This window comes from Enterobacter sp. R4-368, from assembly GCF_000410515.1.
Lineage (GTDB): Bacteria > Pseudomonadota > Gammaproteobacteria > Enterobacterales > Enterobacteriaceae > Kosakonia.
Genome location: NC_021500.1, coordinates 842,696 through 865,099, shown reverse-complemented (window position 1 = coordinate 865,099; position 22,404 = coordinate 842,696). Strand labels below are relative to the sequence as shown.

27 protein-coding genes are annotated in these 22,404 nt (G+C 51.6%); 14 read left to right on the top strand and 13 right to left on the bottom strand.

Features of this window, described 5'->3' with window-relative positions; all coding sequences use genetic code 11:
- Positions 1–4 precede the first annotated feature (4 nt).
- On the bottom strand, positions 5–697 hold the full coding sequence (gene minC, locus H650_RS03965; protein WP_020454071.1) for a septum site-determining protein MinC: 693 nt from the start codon (positions 695–697) through the stop codon (positions 5–7).
- A 122-nt stretch (positions 698–819) separates the two neighbouring features.
- Here minC and H650_RS03960 point away from each other — a divergent pair, with 122 nt between their 5' ends.
- The 3 genes from H650_RS03960 to ycgN all read left to right on the top strand — a co-directional run bounded on the left by H650_RS03960 (position 820) and on the right by ycgN (position 2,440).
- Positions 820–1,095: a YcgL domain-containing protein gene (locus H650_RS03960; protein ID WP_044489383.1), complete on the top strand. Its 276-nt coding sequence runs from the start codon at positions 820–822 to the stop codon at positions 1,093–1,095.
- Positions 1,096–1,241: 146 nt separating this feature from the next.
- Positions 1,242–1,901, top strand: a complete 660-nt coding sequence (locus H650_RS03955) for a fumarylacetoacetate hydrolase family protein (protein WP_020454069.1) — start codon at positions 1,242–1,244, stop codon at positions 1,899–1,901.
- A 92-nt stretch (positions 1,902–1,993) separates the two neighbouring features.
- A complete protein-coding gene (gene ycgN / locus H650_RS03950; protein WP_020454068.1) occupies positions 1,994–2,440 on the top strand; it encodes a cysteine cluster protein YcgN in 447 nt (148 codons plus the stop codon).
- Between the two features lie 127 nt (positions 2,441–2,567).
- Here the strand turns inward: ycgN and H650_RS03945 are convergent.
- A protein-coding gene (locus tag H650_RS03945) for an IS3 family transposase (RefSeq protein ID WP_110093593.1) occupies positions 2,568–3,688 on the bottom strand; the annotation gives its coding sequence in 2 pieces (ribosomal slippage) (positions 2,568–3,430 and positions 3,430–3,688; 1,122 coding nt in all).
- 319 nt (positions 3,689–4,007) lie between these two features.
- Here H650_RS03945 and H650_RS03935 point away from each other — a divergent pair.
- Both H650_RS03935 and tolA read left to right on the top strand, forming a co-directional pair.
- A complete protein-coding gene (locus H650_RS03935) occupies positions 4,008–4,514 on the top strand; it encodes an anti-virulence regulator CigR family protein (RefSeq protein ID WP_020454065.1) in 507 nt (168 codons plus the stop codon).
- 301 nt (positions 4,515–4,815) lie between these two features.
- The gene (gene tolA, locus H650_RS03930; RefSeq protein WP_020454064.1) at positions 4,816–5,235 is read left to right on the top strand and encodes a cell envelope integrity protein TolA; all 420 of its coding nucleotides are present in this window, start codon (positions 4,816–4,818) and stop codon (positions 5,233–5,235) included.
- A 71-nt stretch (positions 5,236–5,306) separates the two neighbouring features.
- On the opposite strand, the gene H650_RS03925 is transcribed toward tolA, so the two are convergent.
- The gene (locus H650_RS03925) at positions 5,307–5,546 is read right to left on the bottom strand and encodes a DinI family protein (RefSeq protein ID WP_020454063.1); all 240 of its coding nucleotides are present in this window, start codon (positions 5,544–5,546) and stop codon (positions 5,307–5,309) included.
- A gap of 552 nt (positions 5,547–6,098) precedes the next feature.
- On the opposite strand from H650_RS03925, the gene leuE reads away from it, so the two are divergent.
- Both leuE and H650_RS03915 read left to right on the top strand, forming a co-directional pair.
- Positions 6,099–6,737, top strand: a complete 639-nt coding sequence (gene leuE, locus H650_RS03920; protein ID WP_020454061.1) for a leucine efflux protein LeuE — start codon at positions 6,099–6,101, stop codon at positions 6,735–6,737.
- Positions 6,738–6,753: 16 nt separating this feature from the next.
- A complete protein-coding gene (locus tag H650_RS03915; RefSeq protein ID WP_020454060.1) occupies positions 6,754–7,044 on the top strand; it encodes a hypothetical protein in 291 nt (96 codons plus the stop codon).
- Positions 7,045–7,107: 63 nt separating this feature from the next.
- Here H650_RS03915 and H650_RS03910 read toward each other — a convergent pair whose 3' ends face one another.
- From H650_RS03910 to H650_RS03900, 3 genes are all read right to left on the bottom strand, one after another.
- Entirely contained in the window at positions 7,108–7,422 is a 315-nt protein-coding gene (locus H650_RS03910; RefSeq protein ID WP_020454059.1) for a PTS sugar transporter subunit IIB, read from the bottom strand.
- Positions 7,423–7,530: 108 nt separating this feature from the next.
- Entirely contained in the window at positions 7,531–8,001 is a 471-nt protein-coding gene (locus tag H650_RS03905) for a GNAT family N-acetyltransferase (protein WP_238328377.1), read from the bottom strand.
- A gap of 56 nt (positions 8,002–8,057) precedes the next feature.
- Entirely contained in the window at positions 8,058–9,602 is a 1,545-nt protein-coding gene (locus H650_RS03900; protein WP_020454057.1) for a methyl-accepting chemotaxis protein, read from the bottom strand.
- A 395-nt stretch (positions 9,603–9,997) separates the two neighbouring features.
- On the opposite strand from H650_RS03900, the gene H650_RS03895 reads away from it, so the two are divergent.
- Together H650_RS03895 and H650_RS03890 are read left to right on the top strand one after the other, a co-directional pair.
- The gene (locus H650_RS03895) at positions 9,998–10,252 is read left to right on the top strand and encodes a hypothetical protein (RefSeq protein ID WP_020454056.1); all 255 of its coding nucleotides are present in this window, start codon (positions 9,998–10,000) and stop codon (positions 10,250–10,252) included.
- A 347-nt stretch (positions 10,253–10,599) separates the two neighbouring features.
- The gene (locus H650_RS03890) at positions 10,600–11,406 is read left to right on the top strand and encodes a glycosyltransferase family 32 protein (RefSeq protein WP_238328376.1); all 807 of its coding nucleotides are present in this window, start codon (positions 10,600–10,602) and stop codon (positions 11,404–11,406) included.
- A 237-nt stretch (positions 11,407–11,643) separates the two neighbouring features.
- On the opposite strand, the gene H650_RS03885 is transcribed toward H650_RS03890, so the two are convergent.
- From H650_RS03885 to H650_RS03870, 4 genes are all read right to left on the bottom strand, one after another.
- Positions 11,644–13,233: a methyl-accepting chemotaxis protein gene (locus H650_RS03885; protein WP_020454054.1), complete on the bottom strand. Its 1,590-nt coding sequence runs from the start codon at positions 13,231–13,233 to the stop codon at positions 11,644–11,646.
- Positions 13,234–13,443: 210 nt separating this feature from the next.
- Positions 13,444–15,276 (bottom strand): EAL domain-containing protein, encoded by a 1,833-nt coding sequence (locus H650_RS03880; protein WP_020454053.1) that lies wholly within the window; start codon positions 15,274–15,276, stop codon positions 13,444–13,446.
- 98 nt (positions 15,277–15,374) lie between these two features.
- Positions 15,375–15,428: a hypothetical protein gene (locus H650_RS26105; protein WP_071925284.1), complete on the bottom strand. Its 54-nt coding sequence runs from the start codon at positions 15,426–15,428 to the stop codon at positions 15,375–15,377.
- A gap of 118 nt (positions 15,429–15,546) precedes the next feature.
- On the bottom strand, positions 15,547–16,575 hold the full coding sequence (locus H650_RS03870) for a sensor domain-containing diguanylate cyclase (protein ID WP_020454051.1): 1,029 nt from the start codon (positions 16,573–16,575) through the stop codon (positions 15,547–15,549).
- 318 nt (positions 16,576–16,893) lie between these two features.
- Here H650_RS03870 and H650_RS03865 point away from each other — a divergent pair, with 318 nt between their 5' ends.
- A complete protein-coding gene (locus tag H650_RS03865; protein WP_020454050.1) occupies positions 16,894–17,127 on the top strand; it encodes a putative hemolysin in 234 nt (77 codons plus the stop codon).
- Positions 17,128–17,219: 92 nt separating this feature from the next.
- The gene (locus H650_RS03860; protein WP_020454049.1) at positions 17,220–17,525 is read left to right on the top strand and encodes a hypothetical protein; all 306 of its coding nucleotides are present in this window, start codon (positions 17,220–17,222) and stop codon (positions 17,523–17,525) included.
- Here the strand turns inward: H650_RS03860 and H650_RS03855 are convergent.
- Together H650_RS03855 and H650_RS03850 are read right to left on the bottom strand one after the other, a co-directional pair.
- Entirely contained in the window at positions 17,522–17,869 is a 348-nt protein-coding gene (locus H650_RS03855; RefSeq protein ID WP_020454048.1) for a DUF488 domain-containing protein, read from the bottom strand. The two genes, H650_RS03860 and H650_RS03855, sit on opposite strands and share 4 nt — an antisense overlap.
- On the bottom strand, positions 17,866–18,369 hold the full coding sequence (locus H650_RS03850; RefSeq protein ID WP_044489672.1) for a 2-thiouracil desulfurase family protein: 504 nt from the start codon (positions 18,367–18,369) through the stop codon (positions 17,866–17,868). The genes H650_RS03855 and H650_RS03850 overlap by 4 nt, the downstream gene beginning before the upstream one ends.
- Positions 18,370–18,523: 154 nt before the next feature.
- Here H650_RS03850 and H650_RS03845 point away from each other — a divergent pair, with 154 nt between their 5' ends.
- Positions 18,524–19,231, top strand: a complete 708-nt coding sequence (locus H650_RS03845) for a CTP synthase C-terminal region-related (seleno)protein (RefSeq protein WP_020454046.1) — start codon at positions 18,524–18,526, stop codon at positions 19,229–19,231.
- Positions 19,232–19,307: 76 nt separating this feature from the next.
- Here the strand turns inward: H650_RS03845 and H650_RS03840 are convergent, their stop codons facing one another.
- The gene (locus tag H650_RS03840) at positions 19,308–20,489 is read right to left on the bottom strand and encodes a CynX/NimT family MFS transporter (RefSeq protein ID WP_020454045.1); all 1,182 of its coding nucleotides are present in this window, start codon (positions 20,487–20,489) and stop codon (positions 19,308–19,310) included.
- Positions 20,490–20,588: 99 nt separating this feature from the next.
- Here H650_RS03840 and H650_RS03835 point away from each other — a divergent pair, with 99 nt between their 5' ends.
- The gene (locus H650_RS03835) at positions 20,589–21,374 is read left to right on the top strand and encodes an AraC family transcriptional regulator (protein WP_020454044.1); all 786 of its coding nucleotides are present in this window, start codon (positions 20,589–20,591) and stop codon (positions 21,372–21,374) included.
- A 203-nt stretch (positions 21,375–21,577) separates the two neighbouring features.
- The gene (locus H650_RS03830; protein ID WP_020454043.1) at positions 21,578–22,402 is read left to right on the top strand and encodes an ABC transporter substrate-binding protein; all 825 of its coding nucleotides are present in this window, start codon (positions 21,578–21,580) and stop codon (positions 22,400–22,402) included.
- Positions 22,403–22,404 lie beyond the last annotated feature (2 nt).

Below are 22,404 nucleotides of genomic sequence, written 5' to 3'. Positions count from 1 at the left end.
GGGCTTAATTTAAGGGTTGAATTGTCAAAGCGTCGTTGGCCAACTGCAAACGCGCCGCTTTGCCATAAAATTCGGCCGGGATTTGATCGCTCAGCCAGTATTCCCCCGCAATGGAGACCAGCTCCGGCGTGAGATGAGAACAGAATATTTGGGCGTCTTTATCGCCACTGGCGCCTGCCAGCGCCCGGCCGCGCATCATGCCATAGACATGAATATTGCCATCGGCGATGAGTTCTGCGCCCGCGCTGACGTGGCTGGTCACAATCAAATCACAATTTGGCGCATAAATGCGCTGGCCAGAACGCACCGGTGCGTCAATTAAGCGTGTTTTTGTGATCGGCGCCGCAACCGGCGTCGGCTCCGGTGCGCGCTCGTTACGCGCTGCTTTCTCTTTTCCTTCCGTCAGCAGCGGAAGACCGGCGCGTTCAACTTCAGCCTTCAGTTCTGGATCTTTGCAACCGCTAATGCCAACCACATGTAAATCTGTCGTGGTAATAGCCTGCAACAGCGCGGGCCAGTTAACAGCGCCTTCCAGCGCGGAAACATTGACAACAATAGGAGCGTGCAGCAAAAAAGCGGGAGCCTGAGCGATTTTGTCTTCTAACGCCTGACGAATAACCTCGGGTTTTGCATCATGCAAGTGAACCACTGATAAGGTAAAACTACTGCCTTTTAGCTCGATGGGCGTATTTGACATCCTGACCTTACTCATTTTGCTATTATCACCCGCATCTTGAGTGATATTCCGAAGACTATCAGGCATGTTATAGTCACTATTATTTTCAGGCAAGTAACCTCCCGATAATTCCGAGTAAAAGTATGTTTTGTGTGATCTACCGAAGTGCCCGACGCGATCAGACTTATCTGTACGTCGAAAAAAGAGACGATTTTTCCCGCGTGCCGGAAGCATTAATGCAAAGTTTCGGTCAGCCTCAGTTGGCAATGATTCTGCCGCTCGATGGCCGTAAAAAATTAGTCGGTGCAGATTTAGAAAAAGTAAGAGAGGCGTTAATTTCGCAGGGCTATTATTTGCAACTTCCTCCGCCGCAAGAAAATTTATTGAAGCAGCATCTCGCCGCTCAGGGTAAAGAATAATCCTACGACAATAACGGCGGATCGCTCCGCCGTTTCTTAATTATGGCTATTGTATCGCCGTAACATATTGGCATTTGACAAACCGCCGGGTGGCGCGGATAGTCATTTTTCGCTCATGTTCAATGTGTTACCGGAGGTCGTACACCATGTATCAACATCATAACTGGCAGGGCGCTCTGCTGGATTTCCCGGTGAGTAAAGTGGTTTGCGTTGGCAGCAACTATGCGAAACATATTCAAGAGATGGGGAGCGCTACCCCGGAAGAGCCGGTACTGTTTATTAAGCCCGAAACGGCGTTGTGCGATCTTCGCCAGCCGCTGGCGTTGCCGCAGGATTTTGGTTCGGTTCACCATGAAGTTGAGCTGGCGGTGCTGATTGGTGCAACGCTGCGTCAGGCGACGGAAGATCATGTGAAAAAAGCGATTGCCGGTTATGGTGTCGCGCTCGATCTGACGCTGCGCGATCTGCAAGGCAAAATGAAAAAAGCCGGGCAGCCATGGGAAAAAGCGAAAGGGTTTGATAATTCCTGCCCCATCTCAGGGTTTATTCCGGCGGCGGAATTCCAGAGCGATCCGCAAAACACCACGCTTGGGCTGAAAATCAACGGCGAAGTGCGCCAGCAAGGCACTACGGCGGATATGATCCATAAAATTATTCCGCTGATTGCCTATATGAGCCGCTTCTTTACCTTAAAAGCCGGCGATGTCATTCTGACCGGCACGCCAGAAGGGGTAGGGCCATTGAACAGTGGTGATGAGCTGGAAGTGAGTTTCGACGGGCTTTCGTTGACAACTCGCGTCCTTTAAAGCAGTTTGCCGCCTTTCCTGGCGGCAAAACTTGCATCCGCATGCCAGACTGGTTATAAGGTGCACCCTAGATTTCAACGGCGGATTTCATCATGAGCGACACTCCTTTCTGGCAAAGCAAAACCCTTGAGCAAATGACGGACGCGGAGTGGGAGTCGCTGTGCGATGGCTGCGGGCAGTGCTGCCTGCATAAGTTAATGGATGAAGACACTGACGAAATCTATTTCACCAACGTTGCCTGTCGCCAGCTAAACATAAAAACCTGCCAGTGCCGCAACTACGAACGCCGCTTCGAGTATGAGCCGGACTGCATCAAGCTGACCCGTGAAAATCTCCCCACTTTCGAATGGCTGCCGCCAAGCTGCGCTTACCGCCTGCTGGCGGAAGGAAAGGCGTTGCCGCTGTGGCACCCGTTGCGCACGGGCTCGAAAGCCGCCATGCATGCCGAGCGTATTTCGGTGCGCCACATTGCGGTGAAAGAGTCAGAAGTCCGCGACTGGCAGGAGCATATCCTTAACAAACCTGAGTGGGCGGATTGATGCGTTGATATGAAAGGGGTTTTTAACTACTAATTTTGTGCCTGGGGCATCTTCGGGATACTTCCTCCAAAGTTCGCGTTCAAAATATCCATTTGATTTGACCTGCCCCCATTATTAAACACAATAATCAGTTAGTAATGTCGGTTGATTTGCTCCCGTATTCTCCGTTTCGCCATCCCGCTGCAAACTCTGAAGGGGGCTGATAATTCAACGAAGAATGAGGCCGACATTCGTTATAGTCCTGCCGCCATGCGCTTATAATTGCTTTTGCATGAACAACATCATGGAACCAGTGCTCATTCAGGCATTCATCGCGAAAACGACCATTAAAACTCTCGATAAAGCCATTCTGTGTCGGCTTGCCCGGCTGAATAAGCCGCAGCTCAACATTATGTTCAAAGGCCCACTGCTCCAGCGCACGGCAGGTAAACTCAGGCCCCTGATCTGTTCTTATCGTCGCCGGATAGCCACGAAACAGCGCAACGCTGTCCAGAATGCGTGATACCTGAACGCCTGTAATCCCGAAAGCAACGCTGATCGTCAGACACTCCTTCGTGAAATCATCAACGCAGGTCAGGCATTTAATCCGGCGACCACTGGCCAGCGCATCCATGACAAAATCCATTGACCACGTCAGGTTGGGACCTGCCGGACGCAACAGCGGAAGCCGCTCAGTTGCCAGCCCCTTACGGCGCCGTCTGCGTTTTACGCCCAGGCCATTGAGATGATAAATGCGGTAGACCCGTTTGTGGTTAACACAAAGGCCTTCACGACGCAGAAGCAGCCAGATACGGCGGTAACCGAAACGTCGGCGTTCCATTGCCAGTTCGGTGATACGTGCAGACAGATACGCATCAGTAGCCGGGCGGTGCGCATCATAACGGCAGGTCGACAGGGACAAACCTGTCAGCCTGCAGGCACGCCGTTGCGACAGACCTGTCGCTTTGCACATCACTGTCACGGCTTCCCGCTTCTGGTCTGCCGTCAGTACTTTCGGCCCAGAGCCACCTGTAGTGCCTCTTTATCCAGCATGGCTTCGGCGAGCAACTTCTTGAGGCGGGCGTTCTCTTCTTCAAGTGACGTAAGCCTTTTTACTTCAGGTACTTCCATGCCACCAAACTTCTTACACCACGTATAAAACGTGGCGTCGGAGATGGCGTACTTACGGCAAAGTTCGCGGGCGGAAACACCCGCCTCGGCTTCGCGAAGAATATTGATGATCTGTTCGTCGGAAAAACGTTTCTTCATGGGGTTGTCCTCATGTTGCTGATGAAGACATTACTAACATCGTCGTGTGTTAATCAATGGGGGGCAGGTCACTCATCAACCATTATTACGTCACATGGGCTGGGTTGAGGCTGCAGATCTGATCGACAAAGGCATGAGCGACCCGATTATCGCGCACATGTGATCCAGTTTCTGGGGTAAATAAGAACAGGGCCCGGTTGGTTCCCGTTTTTTTATGGTTATATACCAGCCTAATTAAAAATAAGAATCCGCTATATGGTTGAGGCAATAAATACTATTTACTCTAATAATGTGTGCTTACTTTAGAGGTATAAAGATCATGTTTAAACGTCGCACTCTTAATGCTGCACTTGCGGCGGTGATTTCGTTGGCCGTATTTTCCGCGCCTGTATTCGCAAATCCGGGAAATGGAAACGGAAATGGTAATGGAAACGGCGGCGGTCATGGCAACAGTAACGGCAATCATGGCAATAACGGTAACCATGCTAATAAAAGTAATAACTCCTCTTCCGATGACCAGGTTAACCGTAAAAACTATGGAAAGCCGGACCATGTTGAGTCAGATATTAGTGCCTCGCGTGCCCGTTCCCTGGCAGTCAATTACGGCCTGACCGGCTATCAGTCTCTCCCGCCGGGGATTGCGAAAAATCTTGCCCGTGGCAAACCCTTGCCTCCGGGGATTGCGAAAAAAGCAGTACCGGCCTCCATGCTTGGCCAACTGCCTTACTATCCGGGTTATGAGTGGCGCATTGTAGGAGATGATCTGGTTCTGGTCGCGCTGAGCACCGCTATTGTTACCGCGATCATCAATGGTGTTTTTAATTAATACAGCTCACGTTTTACCCACAAAGCCTCGCAATGTGCGGGGCTTTTTTATACGCCGGAAAAAGAAAGACGTGAATTCTGTGAATACTTAACAAGTCCGTCTTAGCATTGGCGTTTTTCAGACGAAAAGGCAAGGATTGAAAATTGCCTTCCGCTGCTCAATGAGCTCTACGCTTAGGGTGATGACAGACGAGTAGAATATTTTTTTGACTTAAGGTAAATCCAGGCCGGCGGAATATAATTGCCGGTCGCTATTTGTTAAATTGTTCCCTTTTATAAAATAAGCCTTACAAAGGAAGATAATGAAAATTAACGCCGGATATGCGGTGCTATTGGTAACGTCATTATTACTCCCGGGTTGCACCAAGACCGGTTCTGCAACGCAGCGCGCAGGGGGGAACGATAAGGTCGATAACATGTTTGCCGGGTATAAAGGGACACAGGTAACCGCGGCGGAAAGCGATATCAACCGCTATGCAGGGCAGATCAAATCGGCGACTGAAAGCCACCTTTTTGAGGGGGATCGTTACGCAGGGAAATCATGTACGCTGCAAATCAGTCTTGCTGAGAATGGCGCTTTAGAAGATGCGCGGCCGATAAGCGGCGATCTAGCGCTTTGCCGCGCGGCTATTATCGCTGTCACGCAAGCGAGACTCCCGAAACCACCTTCACCAGCGGCGTATGCGGCCTTAAAAAACGCGACGCTGGAATTCAAACTGTAATGGGGAAAGCAGGAGCGCATAGATAAGGACTCGCTTTTTCACTATTGCCTGCCGGTGCAGGGGGGAGAAAATTACTCCTGCACCAGCCACATGTCCGACTCTTCAAACATCTCTTCAAGCATACGGTTGAGCTTTTCACGATCGCTTTTGCTGGCGTCGCTGTTCAGGCCATTGGCCTGCATCGGTTTTACGCGCACGTCGGCATCAGGAAAGATGCGGTGCACACGTTTAGTCAGTTCTTCGAGGATAATCTCTTTAGCGCCGGGTAAACCCGCAACATTACGCTTGTCATAAACCAGTTCAACAAACACAAGGCAGCCCTTTTCACTGTTTTTTCGTACAGCACTTATACTGGATGAAAAGCCAGTATTCAAGCAAAGAATCCTTTTGCGTTTAACGAGGGGGCGATCTTTGGGCAGTGATGGAAGGCGTTGCACAAAAAAATCCCACACGATGCGGGATGCTCAGGCGAGTTTAATAGACGCTCTTTTCCTTTATAAAATGCTCACCGTTTATCTCATGCTGGAACGAATCCCGTCACAAGCCTGATAGATCTTTGGGATGGTCTAAAGCGCACTATTTTTAGCGATCGGGTTCATGACGGGCATGGCGGCATTAACATTGAGCACCTGACTATATTTCATTACCAAACCGGTGATAAAGACATATACCCGATTAATAATGAAGACGAGCATTAACGTAGTAAATTTTACTTAAAACCTGCTTTCGCCAGGCACATTGAGCAATTATCGGCAGCGCTAATCTACGCTTCAGCCGCATTTTGTGCGTACTCCTGTGCGCCGCGGCGGCGGTGTGATACTGTTGTATCTATAAGTTTTATGTATTGTTTTACAGGAGTTGTTGTGTTTGCCGAATATGGAGTTCTCAGTTACTGGTCCTATTTTATCGGTGCTATTTTCATCATTTTATTGCCGGGGCCGAATACCTTTTTTGTATTGAAAACCAGTGTTGCCCATGGATTACGAAATGGCTACGTTGCAGCGAGTGCCGTGTTTATTGATGATGCGGTCCTGATGTTTCTGGCCTATGCAGGCGTTGCCACGTTGATTAAAACCACGCCGGTATTATTCAACATCGTTCGCTATCTTGGGGCGTTTTATCTGCTCTACCTTGGCGTCAAAATGTTGTACACCACGCTCAAACGCGGCGCGAAAGAAGAGGGCGACCATGACGTGCATAAAGGCGATATCTTCAAGCGGGCGCTGATATTAAGCCTGACGAATCCGAAAGCGATTTTGTTTTATGTCTCCTTCTTTGTGCAATTTATCGACATTACCTTTGCAAAACCAGGGATGTCATTCTTTATTCTCGCCAGTACGCTGGAGTTGATCAGTTTCTGCTATTTCAGTTTCCTGATCGTTTCCGGTTCGTATCTCACACAGTGGGTAAAAACCAGGAAGAAGCTCACCCGGTTGGGTAACTCACTGCTGGGGCTGGTTTTTGTTGGTTTTGCCGCACGCCTGGCGACGCTGCAATCCTGAACCTGAGGCAATAGAGATGCGTTTCTACATCGCGGCTTACCGAAATGCTTTTCGCCGTAGCCATACATTGAGCGGAAAACAACTGGCCACATTTCTGCTTTATAGCGTTGTGGTTTTTGCGCTGTTGATGGGGTTGTATCTGCTGGCGTGGCAAGTGGTGATTTATACGCCGGTGATAAATTATTTAACCGCGCCGGGCGTGATGCAATTTTCAATCTATGCCGTTCATTTTTTTCAGTTCATTGTCTTTTTACCCGTGGCTATCCACCTTTTGAAAATGGTGGTCGCTTATCTTTGTCGCAAATAATTATTCCAGTGCAATAACCTGATTGCTGAAAAAAACACGTCCGAAGACGTGGTTTGGACGGGTTCACTGCGTTAATTCAGGCATACGATCCATTACAAATCTCAATACTTTTTCTCCATCCATCGACGCGAAAGGGTAACTTTCAATAATGGCAATGGGGGCTTCTTCAGCTATGTGATTTTTGAGTTCACCAAGTTTGTACTGGATGTGCGGCGCAACCAAAAAACAGTCAAAAGCAGGGGCGACGCTGGCGAAGTTATCCACGCCAACAGCGCTGACGAGCAGGGGATAACCATGTTCATTAGCCGCTTTTTGCATCTTTTTGGCCAGTGATGTGGCGGTATTGCCAAAAAGACAACATATTAATAGTTTTTTCATAGGTGCCTCCTGTGGTAGTTGCGACCACACTATGCCCACTGTTGACGAGAAAATGAGCGCAATATCCAGGTTTACACCACCTAATACGAAAGTTTATGCAGGCATAATTCAAAGCAGTTTATTCATGTTATAGCCAGTAATCTGGTAACCATTCGCTTCATACACTTTTCTGGCATGTTCGTTTTCGGCCGCCACGCGAAGTTTAATTTGCCGAATCCCCGCCGCGCGAAGATTTGACTCCAGAGATTGCATTGACTGGCTTCCCAAACCTTTGCCGCGAAAGGCAGGACGCAGGTAAAAATCATAAATAAAAGCGGATTTATCGATAAAGTCGGCTCTGTACCATAGCGATCCCACAATCCGGGTCATGCCGTTGTCGACAAGCGTAATCGTTGTCAATGAATGGCCGGGTGTTTTCTGCGCCTCCGGCAAACTGGTTTCGATTTCTCGCCTGGCTTGTTCTGTCGCCTCATCCTGGGATAAACCGTAATTTGCTGCAATTTCTGTAGCATAATCAGGGATAAAATAAGCAACGAAATCAGCGAATTCAGCCGCTGACATGGGACGTAACCGAATCATTTTCGACCTCAATGTATTCTCCGGGCGTTTTCGCCCGGAGCTCGCTTTGCAAAGGGTTACCGGAACACCGATATCGCTTCCGCCAGGCGAATGGCCTGCTGGTTCAGGCGACCGGTTGCTTCCGCTCCTTCTTGTACTCGTTGTGCATTCTGGTGGGTGATCTTATCCAGATCTTCCACCGCCAGGCTGGCTTCACTCAACGCCGTTGCCTGCTCGGCGGTTGCCGCGCTGATCTGTGCTATCAGCGAGGTCACATTTTGCACTTGCTCAACGATCTCCTTCATGGTTTTTCCCGCGTCGTCCGCCAGTTGGCTGCCGGAATTAACATGTGTCACGCTATTCTCAATCAATGCTTTGATTTCGCTGGCGGCTCGCGCACTACGCTGCGCCAGACTGCGTACCTCTCCTGCGACAACGGCAAAACCTTTACCTTGTTCACCCGCTCGCGCCGCCTCAACTGCCGCGTTCAGCGCCAGAATGTTGGTCTGGAAGGCGATGCTGTCGATAATACTGGTGATACTGGCGATTTGCCGTGAGCTTTCTGCAATCGCCGTCATCATTTCTATCATCTGGTGCATTACCTGGCCACCTTGCCGTGCGGCATCGCGCGTACCTTGTGACAAGGCGGTGACTTCGGCGGCGGTTTCCCGGTTGCTTTTTACCGTGGCGGTTAATTCGTTCATCGTCGCGGCCGTTTGCTCAACGTTCGCCGCCGCCTGTTCTGTCTGGCGGCTCAGGTCATCATTGCCTTGTCTCAGAGACTCCGAGGCTTTCAGCACGGTCATCGCCTGGCCGCTGACATCGTTGACCAGCCAGCGAAACATCAGGCCGAGCTGGCTTATCGCGCGCAATGTCATACCGACTTCATCTACCCGATTGGGTTGATCGACTTGATGTGCTTCGCCACTCGCCACCTGTAAAGCCTGGCGGTACAAGCGCTCAATCGGGCGGACAATTTGCAGCTCCAGCCAGATATTGATAAAAAGCAGCAGGAGCGTCATAAAACTGGCGAAACTGACCAGTTGACCGGGCGTCAGATCGTGACCCCAGGCAGCGGCAAGGCTGAATAGCAACGCGATGATCAACGCCGAACGTAACCGCCAGCGCAGAGGCATGGTGACAAACAGGGAGCGCCAGCGCATCAGGCCCGTGCGGATAATTAACCCTTTATGGAAACGTCGACCGCTCGCCTGGCCTTCACGAAACTGGCGATAAACCTCTTCGGCGGCAGTAACTTCTTCTGCCGCTGGCCGGGTACGCACCGACATGTAACCCTTCACTTTTCCCTGGCGAATCACCGGAATCGCGTTAGCGCGCACCCAGTAATGATCGCCATTACTGCGGCGGTTCTTTACCAGTGCTGTCCAGGGTTCTCCCTGTTTCAATGTCGACCACATATCGGCAAACGCCTGCTTTGGCATATCCGGATGGCGCACCAGATTGTGCGGCTGGCCTTTGATCTCCTCCAGTGAGAAGCCGCTGACATCAATAAATGCATCATTGGCATAATTGATGTAACTGTCCGGATCGGTGGTGGACATTAACGTTGCATCATTATCGAAAACGTACTCTTGCTGTGTAACGGGCTCATTGTTGCGCATAGTGAGTATTCTCGGGAAAAAGGACGGGCGTGGGATATTGCTAAATTCTTATATCTATTTACGGCATGGTTCACTCTGAGCTTTATATTTTTTGACGCACTTCTGATAACCGTAAAACAAAAAGAGGTTTTGCGCCATAAACATAGCCATACAAAATAAAAGTGCTTTAATTATGGTTAGATTGAAAAAACATTATATATCTGGAATTTTTATCGCCTGGTCAGAAAGGCCGTTTGTGAACATGCCAGATAGTTAGTGTGCTGACGAATATTTAAGATAAGGCACATAAATAAATAGCTGAATCGTTCTCTGGCTCACTAAATACAGCAATGAGCATTTCCGCTGCGTACGGATTCAGCTAATCTGAAATGAACAACAACGAAAGGATTGTTCATATGAAAGGTAATGTCGTTCATCACGAACACCGCATTGGGTTTATTGTTATCCGCGATGAGAACGGCGAGTTCGCTGTCGCGGAGCTACTGGGGAGCTACGATGTCGAAAGGGGCGATGTCGTGTCCGGCGAGCTGCAGACCAGCGGCGGCGGAACGTTATTCAATGAGACGCAGGATGAGTCGATGGATGTTTTTATGAAGGGGTACGGGCTATCGGAACAGGATGCGATAAGCTATATCCTGCGTACGCATTAAACCGCAACAGCGAGCGTGGCTCGCCTTTGCCGGGCGAGCTGACGCAACCCTTCACTTTTTTCCGGACCGGGCATTTTTCCACCGGGAAAGCCGTTTTTCCGTGGTCATGCAGAACCTTAAGTTAAATTTCCGCTCCCTTGACTGAGAATAGGCCAGGGCAGTTGCAGACGATTCTGCAAGACAATTATCCGACTCTGCGTAATGCTAATGTCAGATTAACGCATTATCTTTTTTCTCATACTTTAGCCGTTTTTATGTTTTTACCTTTCAGGTATTTAAAGTTAATGAGCTTAGGATAGATGATGAATACGATCCCGCATAAGATCCACCAGGTCTACACCCGGGGGATGGCAGCGCTACCGGCAGAGGTGCATGCCTCCATCGACAGTCTCAGGCAATTAAATCCCGGCTGGGAATATTATTTTTACGACGGGAAAAAAATGCTGGCCTATCTGCATGAGCACTATGGTCAGGAGATGCTGGCGTTATATGAAAAAATAAATCCGCAGTATGGCGCTGCGCGCGCGGATTTTTTTCGCTATTTATTGATGTATCGTGAAGGTGGCGTTTATTTAGATATCAAAAGCTCTTGCACTGTTCCGTTTAGCGAAGTTATTCCGCCCGATTGCGAAATATTATTATGTAACTGGGATAATAAACCGCAGGGTTGCGATAATAATATGGGCAAACATGAAGAACTCGCTTTTCTGAAAAATGGAGAGTACCAGCAATGGAATATTATTGTCGCTCCGGCTTCACCTTATATTAAAGCTGTTATTGATGAGGTCGTTGAGCGGCTTAAACGCTATAAGCCGTGGCGCTATGGTGTCGGAATGCGGGGGGTGTTAAATACCACCGGGCCAATTCCGTTTACGCTGGGTATAGAAAAAGTGCGTAAGTGTGAGCGTTTTCGTCAGCGGGAAAATCACCGTGACGTGGGGCTGGTCTATCGCAACGTCAGTAAAAAAGTCATTAAGCAATTTAATGCAAGCCACTACAGCAAATTACGAACGCCTGTTGTTACGTTGACCGGAGCGGATCATTTCTATTATTTACTCTGGCGCGCTTTTGTTTTTCCGTTCTGGCGTTTGAAGAAAAATACGATTAATGAGAGCAGGAAGGTGCTGAGCAAGCTGAAATCGCGTTGTACCTGAAGGGAAGAGAAAAGTAAAAGAAAGATGGCAGTTTCGACATCAAAACTGCCAGCGAAGATTTTTTGAGATTGTTAAAGCGTATATCCATCACTTGCGCACTTTATAACCTGTAGGCATAAAGTGCGCAAACGCAAATTTTTCTGCGGTTGGATTGATAAAATTTATGATCAGCGTATTAATTCATCACTATTGCTGATTGACCAGCCCGGAGCCGTGCCCGGAGCTGGTCATCAGGAGCTATGCCGGGGTGCGCTGCTCATGCAGTTTGAAAATTTGCACCATCTCCAGCAGATTCTCAGCCTGCTGCTGCATCGCGTGCGCGGCGGCTGAAGATTCCTGCGACAGCGTAGCGTTCTGCTGTGTGGCGGCATCCATCTGGGTAATGGCGATGTGCACCTGATCGATGCCCGTACTTTGCTCATTACTGGCTAGCGAAATCGTCTCCACTAACTGGCTGACGCGTCCCACGCTTTGCATGATCTCTTCCATGGCGTTACCGGCGTTTTTCACTAGCGTATTGCCTTCATCAATACGACTGACTGAGCGCTGGATCAAATCACTGATCTCTTTCGCCGCTGTCGCGGAACGTTGTGCCAGCGCCCGGACTTCTGCGGCGACAACCGCAAAGCCGCGGCCTTCGGTTCCTGCGCGTGCGGCTTCCACAGCAGCGTTCAGCGCCAGGATATTGGTCTGGAAGGCGATACTGTCGATTACGCCAATAATGTTGCTGATTTCGCCGGAGAGCTGATTAATTTCACTCATCGTGGTGACAACTTTTTCCACCACTTCGCCGCCCTGGTTTGCCACACGGGTCGCTTCCCGGGTGATATCGCTGGCAACACGCGAATTCTCGGCGTTGTTTTTTACCACCGAGGTGAGCTCTTCCATCGATGCCGCCGTCTGTTCCAGCGCGCTGGCCTGCGCTTCATTACGCGACGAAAGCTCACGGCTGCCGCTGGCGATTTGCTGCGACGCACCGGCAATCGTTTCGGTGCCGGAACGCACGCCGGTAACGATGCGTGTCAGATTACCGTTCATCTCCTGCAGGGCCTGCATCAGTTCGGCGGTTTCATCGCGTCCGGATACCACGATAGCAGACTGTAAATCACCGGCTGCGACATTGCGGGCAACCGATACCGCCTGTGCCAGCGGGTGAGTGATACTGCGGATCAGCCACCAGGTGATCAGCATACCGACCATCAACGTGAACGCCATTACCAGCATGAGCATCAGGCGTGTCTGCTGGTAATGCTCATGATTACTCGCGTCGGTCTGCGCACGGATAAGCTCCGCTTGTTTCAGCGTGCTGGCGACCATCTCATCAATCATCCGTGTCGGTTCACGATCGATTCCTGTCACCAGATGATCGACGCGTTGGGCGCTGGTGGCGTCCTGAACACTGTATTGCTGCAGCGCAGCCAGATAATGGCTTTCCAGTTCAGCATGTAAATTGATGGTCTTGATGGCCTCGGTATTGGGCAGCCCAATTTGCGGCAGCAGTTCGCTGAGCGTTTTCAACAGCGCCTGCGTTTTCTGGCTCTGTTCGACAAAGGCGTTTTTATACTTGTCGAACGCTTGTTGTCCCTGCGTGCCGCGCAGCAGGGTGTTTTTCCACTCCTGCACCTGAATCTTAAACTGCACCTGCGCGTTGCGGGCCGTGTCGATACTCTCCGCAACCACCTTCTCCGTGGCCATGATCTGTTGGTTTTGTACTAATCCGCTGGCGTTAATCGACAACCCGCGAATACCCATAAACAGCGTTGCCAGTAAAAGAATGGCCGCCAGGAAACCGAGCCGTTGCCCGATAGTGAGATGGTTGAGTTTCATCAATCGATACTTCCCATAGTCAGTGAGGCGCAAAAAAGAGCGCACACCAGCAATATCGACGGGTTTAAGCACAGCTTTAATGAGGGAAGGGCAGTAAACACGCAGAATTTGAGTTAACTACTTGAAGCGGAATGTGATCGGTTTTTTATGACATTTTCGTGACAAAGCCTGACTGTTGGGAAATACAACAGTCAGGCTAATTTATCGGCATTACGAACCGTACAAATGTTGCTGCTGCGGCTCTGTCGCCATCTTCGATAATAAGCGGAACGGTTTGTTATCCGCGAGCCAGGCCGGGATCTCCTCGGGTGATAGCGGACGTGAGAAAAGATAGCCCTGCGCTTCATCGCAGCCGTATTCGGCAAGCATTCGCGCGGTTTCCAGATCTTCAATCCCTTCCGCCAGCACCACATAATGCAACTCTTTGAGCATCATAATGACGTTGCGGGCGATAATCCGGCTGCCGGTGTCAGTGGTGACCTGGCTTACCAGCGAACGGTCGAGCTTAATCACATCGATGGGAATGCGACGTAAGTAACTGATATTGCTGTATCCAGCGCCAAAGTCATCCAGCAAAATGGTAAAGCCAAGCAATTTTAAACGATCAAGTTCTTCCAGTGCCGGATCGCTTTCCAGCACTTTCTCGGTCTCCAGGCATTCAATACGGACATCCGAGGTGAATAGCCCGGCGGCCAGCACGTTCTGTTCCAGTTCATCGGCAAATCCGGGGCGCGAAAAATCACTGACCGTGACGTTAATGGACACCGGCAGCAGAATACCTTGCTGTTTCCACTGTTTAAGCTGAGAAATCACCGACTTAATCACCCACTGCGTCAAGTCCGTCATCAGCGTGGTTTTTTCCGCCAGCGCCACAATCACTGCCGGTGAGATCTGTCCCAGTTCCGGGTGCTTCCAGCGTAACAGCGCTTCCACGCCTTCGGTTTTGCCAGAACGCAGCGAAATCTTAGGTTGAAAAACGAGGTAGAGCTGATCGGTGGCTTTGATTGCCTCGCTGAGATCGTAGAGCAGCTTAAAATCTTTATTCCGCTTGTGATCGAGAATCGGGTTGAACTGCAACACCCGGATCTTTTCGCGGATTGATTCATGCAGCGCGCTGATGCCCTGGCGTACAATCTCCTGCACGTTATCGTCCTGCGGCGAAAATTTCACATAGCCTGCGTGGATCGTCAGATTGATATCAATGTCGCCGGTGATTTTCGCCTTTATTCCAGGCAATTTTTCCGCCCGTTTTGCCAGCGTCAGCGCATAGTCCATATCGACCAGCACAGCGTAGCGCCCGGTGGTGAAAGCATACAGCGTGGTCTCTTCTTTCAGCTTTAAGCGCAAGCGCAGCAGTGGCCCGAAACTGCGCAGCATCTTCTCCAGCGCTTCCACGCCCAGGTAGCGGGATAATTCATACGCGCGCGGCATATCAATACAATCAAAAATCATCAGGGCGTAGCTGCCGCTCGTTTTTTCCAGCGTCAGTCGCTCCATCTCTTTCACCAGAAACTGACGATTCGGTAAACCGGTGAGGGCATCGATTAACCCAATGGTATAGCAGGATTCAAGATAAACGGTGGCGAGCGCGGCGACGCGGTGGAAATTGGTTATCTGGCGTGATGACGGCGTATAAATTTCAGGATGACTGACACATAACGTGCCCAGCACCGTGCCGTCTTTATTTATCATTGGTGCCGACGCGTAAAAAAGAATATTGCCGCTTTTTACCAAAGGTTGATGATTAAATCGTTCATCGAGCCGGGTATCGGAACTAATAACGGTCTGGCAACCGTGCAGCGAATATTGGCACATGGTCTGTTCGATACGAATTTTGACGTGCTCAATCGGGATATTCTTAACATATTTGATATATTGATATTCGTCGTCGAATGTTGTGATAAAACATCCTTCGACGCCCATCACTTCACATGCCAGACGCGCAAACTCGGCTAGTGCTGCATCGCGGGATTTATCTTCCTTACTCAGCAGCTCCAGTGCGGCAAGCCGTTTGCTTTCGCTTTTTTTGAGACCAGTGAACATAGCGAGCTCCTGCCCAAATCAATGAGACGGTGGTGTTCTGTTCAGATGACTCCATCATGCGCTTAGGCTTACCGCTTAATAAAAATCCTGACGCGCAATTACCACCAACCGAATTGGGTTCCGGCCACAGCAATAACCGCCACGACGAGCATAATGATGGTTGTCTTTCTCACGAAAACTCCTTTGCTGGCGATAATCGCCAGAAATCAATTGTATAAGAAATAGAAGAAAATGAGATTTTTCTCAAGCCTGTATATCACAGAGATATGCTTAATCGAGACGAATAAAAGGTTTTTTTTCTTTATGCTTCTTCACGTGATACATCGCTTCATCTGCCGCTTGTAACGCACCCTCGGCATCGGTCAATTTTGGGTTGATTTCGATGACGCCCACGCTGGCGCCCGGGTAGAAAATTCGTTTTTCCCCGAGCTGATATTCGCCGGTAATGCGTTTGTCGAGGCTCTTTTTCAGCGACGTTGAATGGATACCTTCCGCCTGCTTCAGCGGCCCGCCCAGGCAGGCGAGTAAAAACTCATCACCGCCAAGACGCCCGACGATATCGTCTTTACCGCGATCTGTCGCCAGCCGTTTACCCACTTCAATAAGAAACTGATCGCCAGCCTCATGTCCCAACTGATCATTGATGCCTTTGAAATTATCGAGATCGATAAAAGCGATAATCACGTGCATTTCCCGATGGCGGGCGAGGGAAAATAGCGCTGCGAGATTTTCGAAGATAGCGCGCCGGTTGGGTAGCCCGGTCAGCGCATCGGTATAGGAGTAGGCGATCAGCGCCGCGTTAGCTTCGCGCAACTGATCAACGAGACTCTCTTTTTCAATGAATTGCGCAATCAGCCTGGCAAACAGTCGCAGGACCTGTTTACCACGCATGCTCAGTGATTTTCTGGCATGGCTGGCAGCGCATAACGTGCCATAAAGCGAACCGTCGGCCAGATGAACCGGGGTACTTAAATAGGTGGTGATGCCCAGCGCCTGCGCCGCTTCGCAATCTTTCCAGCGGTTGGCTACGTCATTGCTGAACGGGCAGCCATCATCCAGTGCGCGTTTGCACAGGCTATCGCCCCACGGCAGGGAGAACCCTTCCGGGATATCAAGCTGTTTGCTGTTGCGGGAATAGACAATGTGCTGCAGGCGGGGGTTGTCACTAATTTTCGTTAAGTACGTCGATTCCATATCTGTCACCATTTCCAGCATTTCCAGAAACTGGCGAACTAACCCTTCAAGCGAGTGTTCTTTTGACAGCGTTTCAGAGACACGGGCGAGAATGAAATCGGACATGACTTTTTTACTCCTGTGCCCTGGTGATATGGACATTAAAGCTGAAGATTTTATGGCGCGTCATTAAATCATGAAAAAAACATGATTTACATATCGTAGCGGGATGGCATTAAAAAGTTGCAGGCGAGAACGAAAAAAAGCCCCGTTGATGAAGCGGGGCAAAAACTCATTGATTACGGAATGATGTTCTCTGGTCATGGGTGAGAACGAGGCTAACTATACCCGCTGAAAGTGCAGTAAGAATGGAGAAATCATGGAGATATCGCTGTTGCATGGCTATGCTGGAAAGCGGTTTACAGGCGATTTAAGGAAAAAAAGATGCGTTATTGGTTACTGGCGTTACCTGTTGTTCTCGCGGCGTGTTCTGCCACACAGCCTGAATCTCCCCGCCCCCCACAAATCGGTATGGCTAACCCGGCGGCGGTTTACTGCCAGCAGCGGGGCGGCGAGCGCGTGCCGGTGCAAAGCCCACAAGGCGTACGCACCGAGTGCAAATTGCCGGGCGGCGAAGTGATCGATGAATGGGCGCTGTGGCGGCGCGATCACCCGTAATCGCACCACGTGACAATCGCCGGGTCGCCAGGGTACACTTCTCTCTCAGAATTATCCTATTTTCAGCTGGCGCGGGAGCGCATGAGAGAAGCATGTTCCAGTTACGTCCGGGCAGCCCGGCTTTAATTATCGGTGCCCAAACCGCCAATGGCCGCAGCAATATTGGCAAATCCGTTGAGCTTTTTGGGCTGTGTCAGCCCGGCGAGCGTTTTCTTAATCCGGTGAACGGCGTGGTAACAGAAATGCCACGTAATGCCGCGCGTGCGCTGTGGCTGGTGACCGGCGATGTGACCGCTTTTGATGGTCAGCATGGCTTCGCGTTTGTGCGCGCCGAACATCTGATGCCGCTGCAGCCGGACAGCGAACCTCAGGATGTGCGCGAGCGCGTTATCGGTTAAGCCAGCGAGCGCAGCCACTGAGCCAGCACCAGCGCGTGGTTCTGCTCACTGTTTTTTGCCGCGTATAACAGCGTCACGGTACCTTTTTTCCCGCGTGCCGCCAGCGTTTTTCCTGCCTCTTCCTGCGCGGCAAGTTCCTGACGGTAGCTTTCACTGAACGCGGCGAAATCAATGGCTTCGCCGTGAAACGCTTTGCGCAGTTCTGTTGATGGTGCCAGCGTTTTATTCCATTCATCGCAGGCCAAATCCGTTTTCCTGATGCCGCGCGGCCAGAGCCTGTCGACTAACACCCGATAGCCGTCGTCATCGGCGGCGGGATCATATACCCGTTTGCACTGGATCATTGTGACCTCTCCATCTCTTCAATCCACGCCACCAGCTCCGGTAATTGCCGATCGGAAAAGACGCGAATGCCGTGTTCTTCCAGTAGCGCGGCCGCTACGCCCATACCTTGCCGACGCGTGCCGCTAAAGGTTCCATTATAGATAAACTGGCTGCCGCAGGTGGGGCTGCCATCGGTGAGCAGGGCTGCGCGACATCCCGCGTTCTGCGCAGCCTGCAGCGCCAGCCAGGCGGCTAACTGATAGTGTGCGGTAACGTCCCGCCCATCGTTTTCGACAATCCGCGCCTGTTCACGCATCACGTCTGCGCCGTGGCCGGCGATAATTTCCGCCGGTCTTCGCGGCACGGGTAAACCGGCGGCCAGTTCCGGACAGTGGATCACCAGACGATCTTCCTGCTGCCAGCGTCGTAGCGCCTCATGTAGCGCCGCTTTAGCACTGCCGTTGTAACGCACGTTGAAACCCATCAGGCACGCGCTGACAAGAATTTTAGTTTGGTGCATCTCATTTGCCCTAATGCCTTGCCGGAAAACTATTTTTTCATAATTTTGCATGATATATGCCTGCTGATTTTAAGGTGTTGTGATTACATTAAAAGACAGCTAATGTGATATTCCTTATGTTATTCGTTATCCGCTCCGGCATAAGGACACTTTCATGCATCACATTCCTCCGAAAAAAACATTACGCATCGCATTGGTCGGCGATTACAGCCACGATGTTGTTGCACATCAGGCGATCCCACTAGCGATTGATGATGCCGCTGCCGTGCTGGAAATCACCGCGGATTACGACTGGTTACCCACCAGCGAAATCAACAGCGATGAAGATCTGGTTGGTTATGACGCCATCTGGGTTGTACCGGGAAGCCCCTATAAAAACGCCAATGGCGCATTTATCGCCATTAAATACGCACGTGAAAACGCGGTGCCATTCCTCGGGACGTGCGGCGGCTTCCAGCATGCGGTCATTGAATATGCCCGCAATGTACTGGGCTGGGCAGATGCGGCGCACGCCGAAACGGAAAACGTCGGCCGGATGGTGATCACGCCGCTGACCTGTGCGCTGGTGGACCAAAACGGTGCTATCGAACTGCGACCTAACACGTTAATTGCCCGCGCTTACGGTCGTGAACTGATTGAAGAAGCCTACCGGTGCAGCTTTGGCGTAGCAGAAGAGTTTGCCCGCGAGCTGGAAAGCGGCGATCTGCGGGTTACCGGTTGGGATGAAGACGGAGAGATCCGTGCTGTGGAACTGGTGACGCACCCGTTTTTTGTTGCCACCTTGTTCCAGCATGAACGCGCGGCGCTCGCCGGGCGTCCGGTACCGCTGGTTCAGGCGATGCTGCGCGCGGCATGTGAATAAAAAAACAGGCCTGCGGGCCTGTTTTTTTCCTACCTCTGAATCCCCTCCGGAAGCGGTGGTGAGTGGCTGGCACGCCTTACGCCATTTCGCGATCGCGCCCGGCGAATGCCCCACAAACCGCCATAACCACCGATAACACGGCACAGGCCAGCAGCGGAAGATGCCAGTTGCCGCTGGCATCATGAATTTTCCCCATTAGCGGCGGCCCGCAAGCCGCCAGCAGATAACCGACCGATTGCGCCATACCGGAAAGCGCGGCAGCCTGGTGAGCGGAGCTGGCTCGCAGACCGATAAACGTTAACCCGAGGATCATCGTCGCGCCGGAGCCGAAGCCAAAAACAAGGGTCCAGAGCGTGGCATGTTCTGGTACCAGCCACAATCCCAGTGAACCGACAGCACACAGCAGCGCGACCACGACAGCGATACCGCGCTGATCTTTCAACCGGTGCAGAACCAGCGGCACCAGCAGACCCGGCATTGCTGTCGCCAGTTGCAGAATGCCATGTACTGATCCCGCCTGCGCTTCACTGAAGCCGTGCGCTATCAGAATCGACGGCAGCCAGCCAATGACGATGTAATAGATTAATGAGTTGATCCCTAAAAACAGCGTGACCTGCCAGGCAAGCCAGGAGCGCCAGATCCTGCGACTATGCAGCGCGCCGGCGTTACTGAGTGCCGCAGGAGCGCCGTGGTGCAGCCGGGGGAGCCACAGCAACAGCGCCAGTAACGGAAAGATCATCAGCATCAATAATGCGCCATGCCAGCCTGCACCGTATTGCGCCAGCGGCACAACGACCGACGAGCCGAGCGCCGCCGCTGCGCCCATAGTGAGTGAGTAAGCGCCTGTCAGTTTCGCCACATGTTGGGCGAAGTCGCGTTTTATTATCCCCGGCAGCAGCACGTTGCCGAGTGCGATCCCGCAGCCGATGATCGCTGTACCCGTAAACAGCAGTAGTGCTGAGGGCAGGGAACGAAGGGCGATACCAAGGCAAATCAGCACCATCGCCGCGAACAGGCTGCGTTCCATGCCGAAACGGCGCGCCACACCGGCCGCCAGTGGCGATATCAAGGCAAAAGCCAGCAGTGGCAGGGTGGTGAGCATGCCGGTTTGCGCGGTGGTTAACCCATATTCCGCGCGAATCGCATCCAGCAGCGGCGCTGCGCCAGTAAAGGTGACGCGCAGCGTGGTGGCAATCATCAGGATCCCGGCAATCAGCAGCACGCTTTGCTTACTGCGGGAGGGGAGGCTGTTAGTCATTGTCTTCTCTGAAAAAATAACAGGCCGCTACGATAACGTTTTTTTCTCCGGTTTGAATCAAGCTAGAATGACACTTTATCGCTAAAGTCGGACAAATTAATGCACGGACTTGGGCTCGGCGGCTACGATCCGGATAGCCAGCAGGAAATGGCGGTGGCGTTCAGCATCACCGTTGAAGAGAGTGAACAATTGATCCCGGCGCATCACCATCGCAAAGGGCAACTCATTCTGGCGTTGAAAGGCGCGATTACCTGCGAGGTCGAACATGCCCGCTGGATGGTGCCGCCGCATCATGCGATGTGGCTTCCCGGGCAGGTGCTGCACAGTAACCGCGCCACGGCAAATGCGCAGCTCTGTTTCCTGTTTATTGAACCCTGGTCGGTGGTGATGCCGGATCACTGCTGTACGCTCAAAGTTTCAGCACTGGTACGCGAATTGATCCTCACATTAGCCACGCGCACGCCTGCCCAGCGGCGGCAACCCGCCACCCAGCGGCTGGTGCAGGTGCTGTTTGATGAACTGCCGGCACAGCCGCAAATGCACTTACAGCTTCCGGTTTCCGCACACCCGAAGATCCGCCAGATGGTCGACAGCATGGAAAGCAACCCGGCAGACAGGCAGACACTGGCGCAGTGGGCGCAGGTGTTTGCCATGAGCGAGCGCAATCTGGCGCGGCTGGTCGTCAGGGAAACGGGGTTAAGCTTTCGTCGCTGGCGGCACCAGATGCAGTTGATCCTCGCGCTACGGTTATTAATTGACGGCCATCCGGTACAGCACATTGCACAGGCGCTCGGGTATGACTCGACGACCGCGTTTATCACCATGTTTAAAAAGGGGCTTGGGCAGACGCCGGGGCGTTACCTGGCGGCGCTCGGCGAAGCGTGACATTTTCTGCTCTCTATTCCGTTGTTTTTATGTGGACTTGGCATGTTTGTTCTGCCAGGACGGGCAAGATAAGCAATAAGTATGGGAGGTTTGTTTTTAATAACTTTTACGGATAATCAATGCACTTTTTGATATTTGTCTGATGAATAAGGTTGTGTGACCTTAGCGCTGCGTTAACACAATAACAGGGCATAAGGATTAGCATGGCAACCTCATCACATACGAAAAAAACAGGCGCAATCAGCGCCCTGGCGCTGCTTTCAGCGCTCTCTTTTTCCGCGCACGCGGACAAACTGGCGGATATCAAAGCCGCGGGCGTGGTCAAAGTGGCGACCTTTGACGCCAACCCACCGTTCGGCGCTATCGATGCGAAATCCCATGACATCGTGGGTTATGACGTCGATTTTGCCAAAGCGCTGGCAAAAAGCCTCGGCGTAAAACTGCAACTGGTGGCGACGAACCCGGCGAACCGCATTCCGCTGCTGCAATCCGGCAAAGTGGATTTGATCGTTGCGGATATCACCATCACCCCGGAACGCGCGCAGGTGATCGACTTCTCCACGCCGTATTTTGTCACCGGCCAGCAATTCCTCGTACCGGCTGCTGCGGCCGATAAGCTGGACGCCTACAGCAAAGCGCGCATTGGCGCGGTTAAAGGCACCACTGGCGAGCAGACGCTGCACCAGCGTTTCCCGCAATCTCGCGTGCTGGCTTATGACGATATCCCGCTGGCGCTGACCGCGTTGCGTAACGGCAATGTGCAGGCCATCACTCAGGACAGCACCATTCTGGCCGGTTTGCTGGCGGAAGCGCCGGATAAAGCGAAATTCAAAATCCTGCCGGACTTGTTGTCCAAAGAGGAGATCGGTGTCGGTGTGAGTAAAGGCGAAACCGCATTGCTTAACGCGGTGAATACTGAACTGGTCAACCTTGAGAAAAACGGCGAAGCGGCAAAAATCTACGATACCTGGTTTGGTCCGCAAACCAAAACGCCCGCTCCACGCAGCTTTACCATAGAAGCGAAGTAACT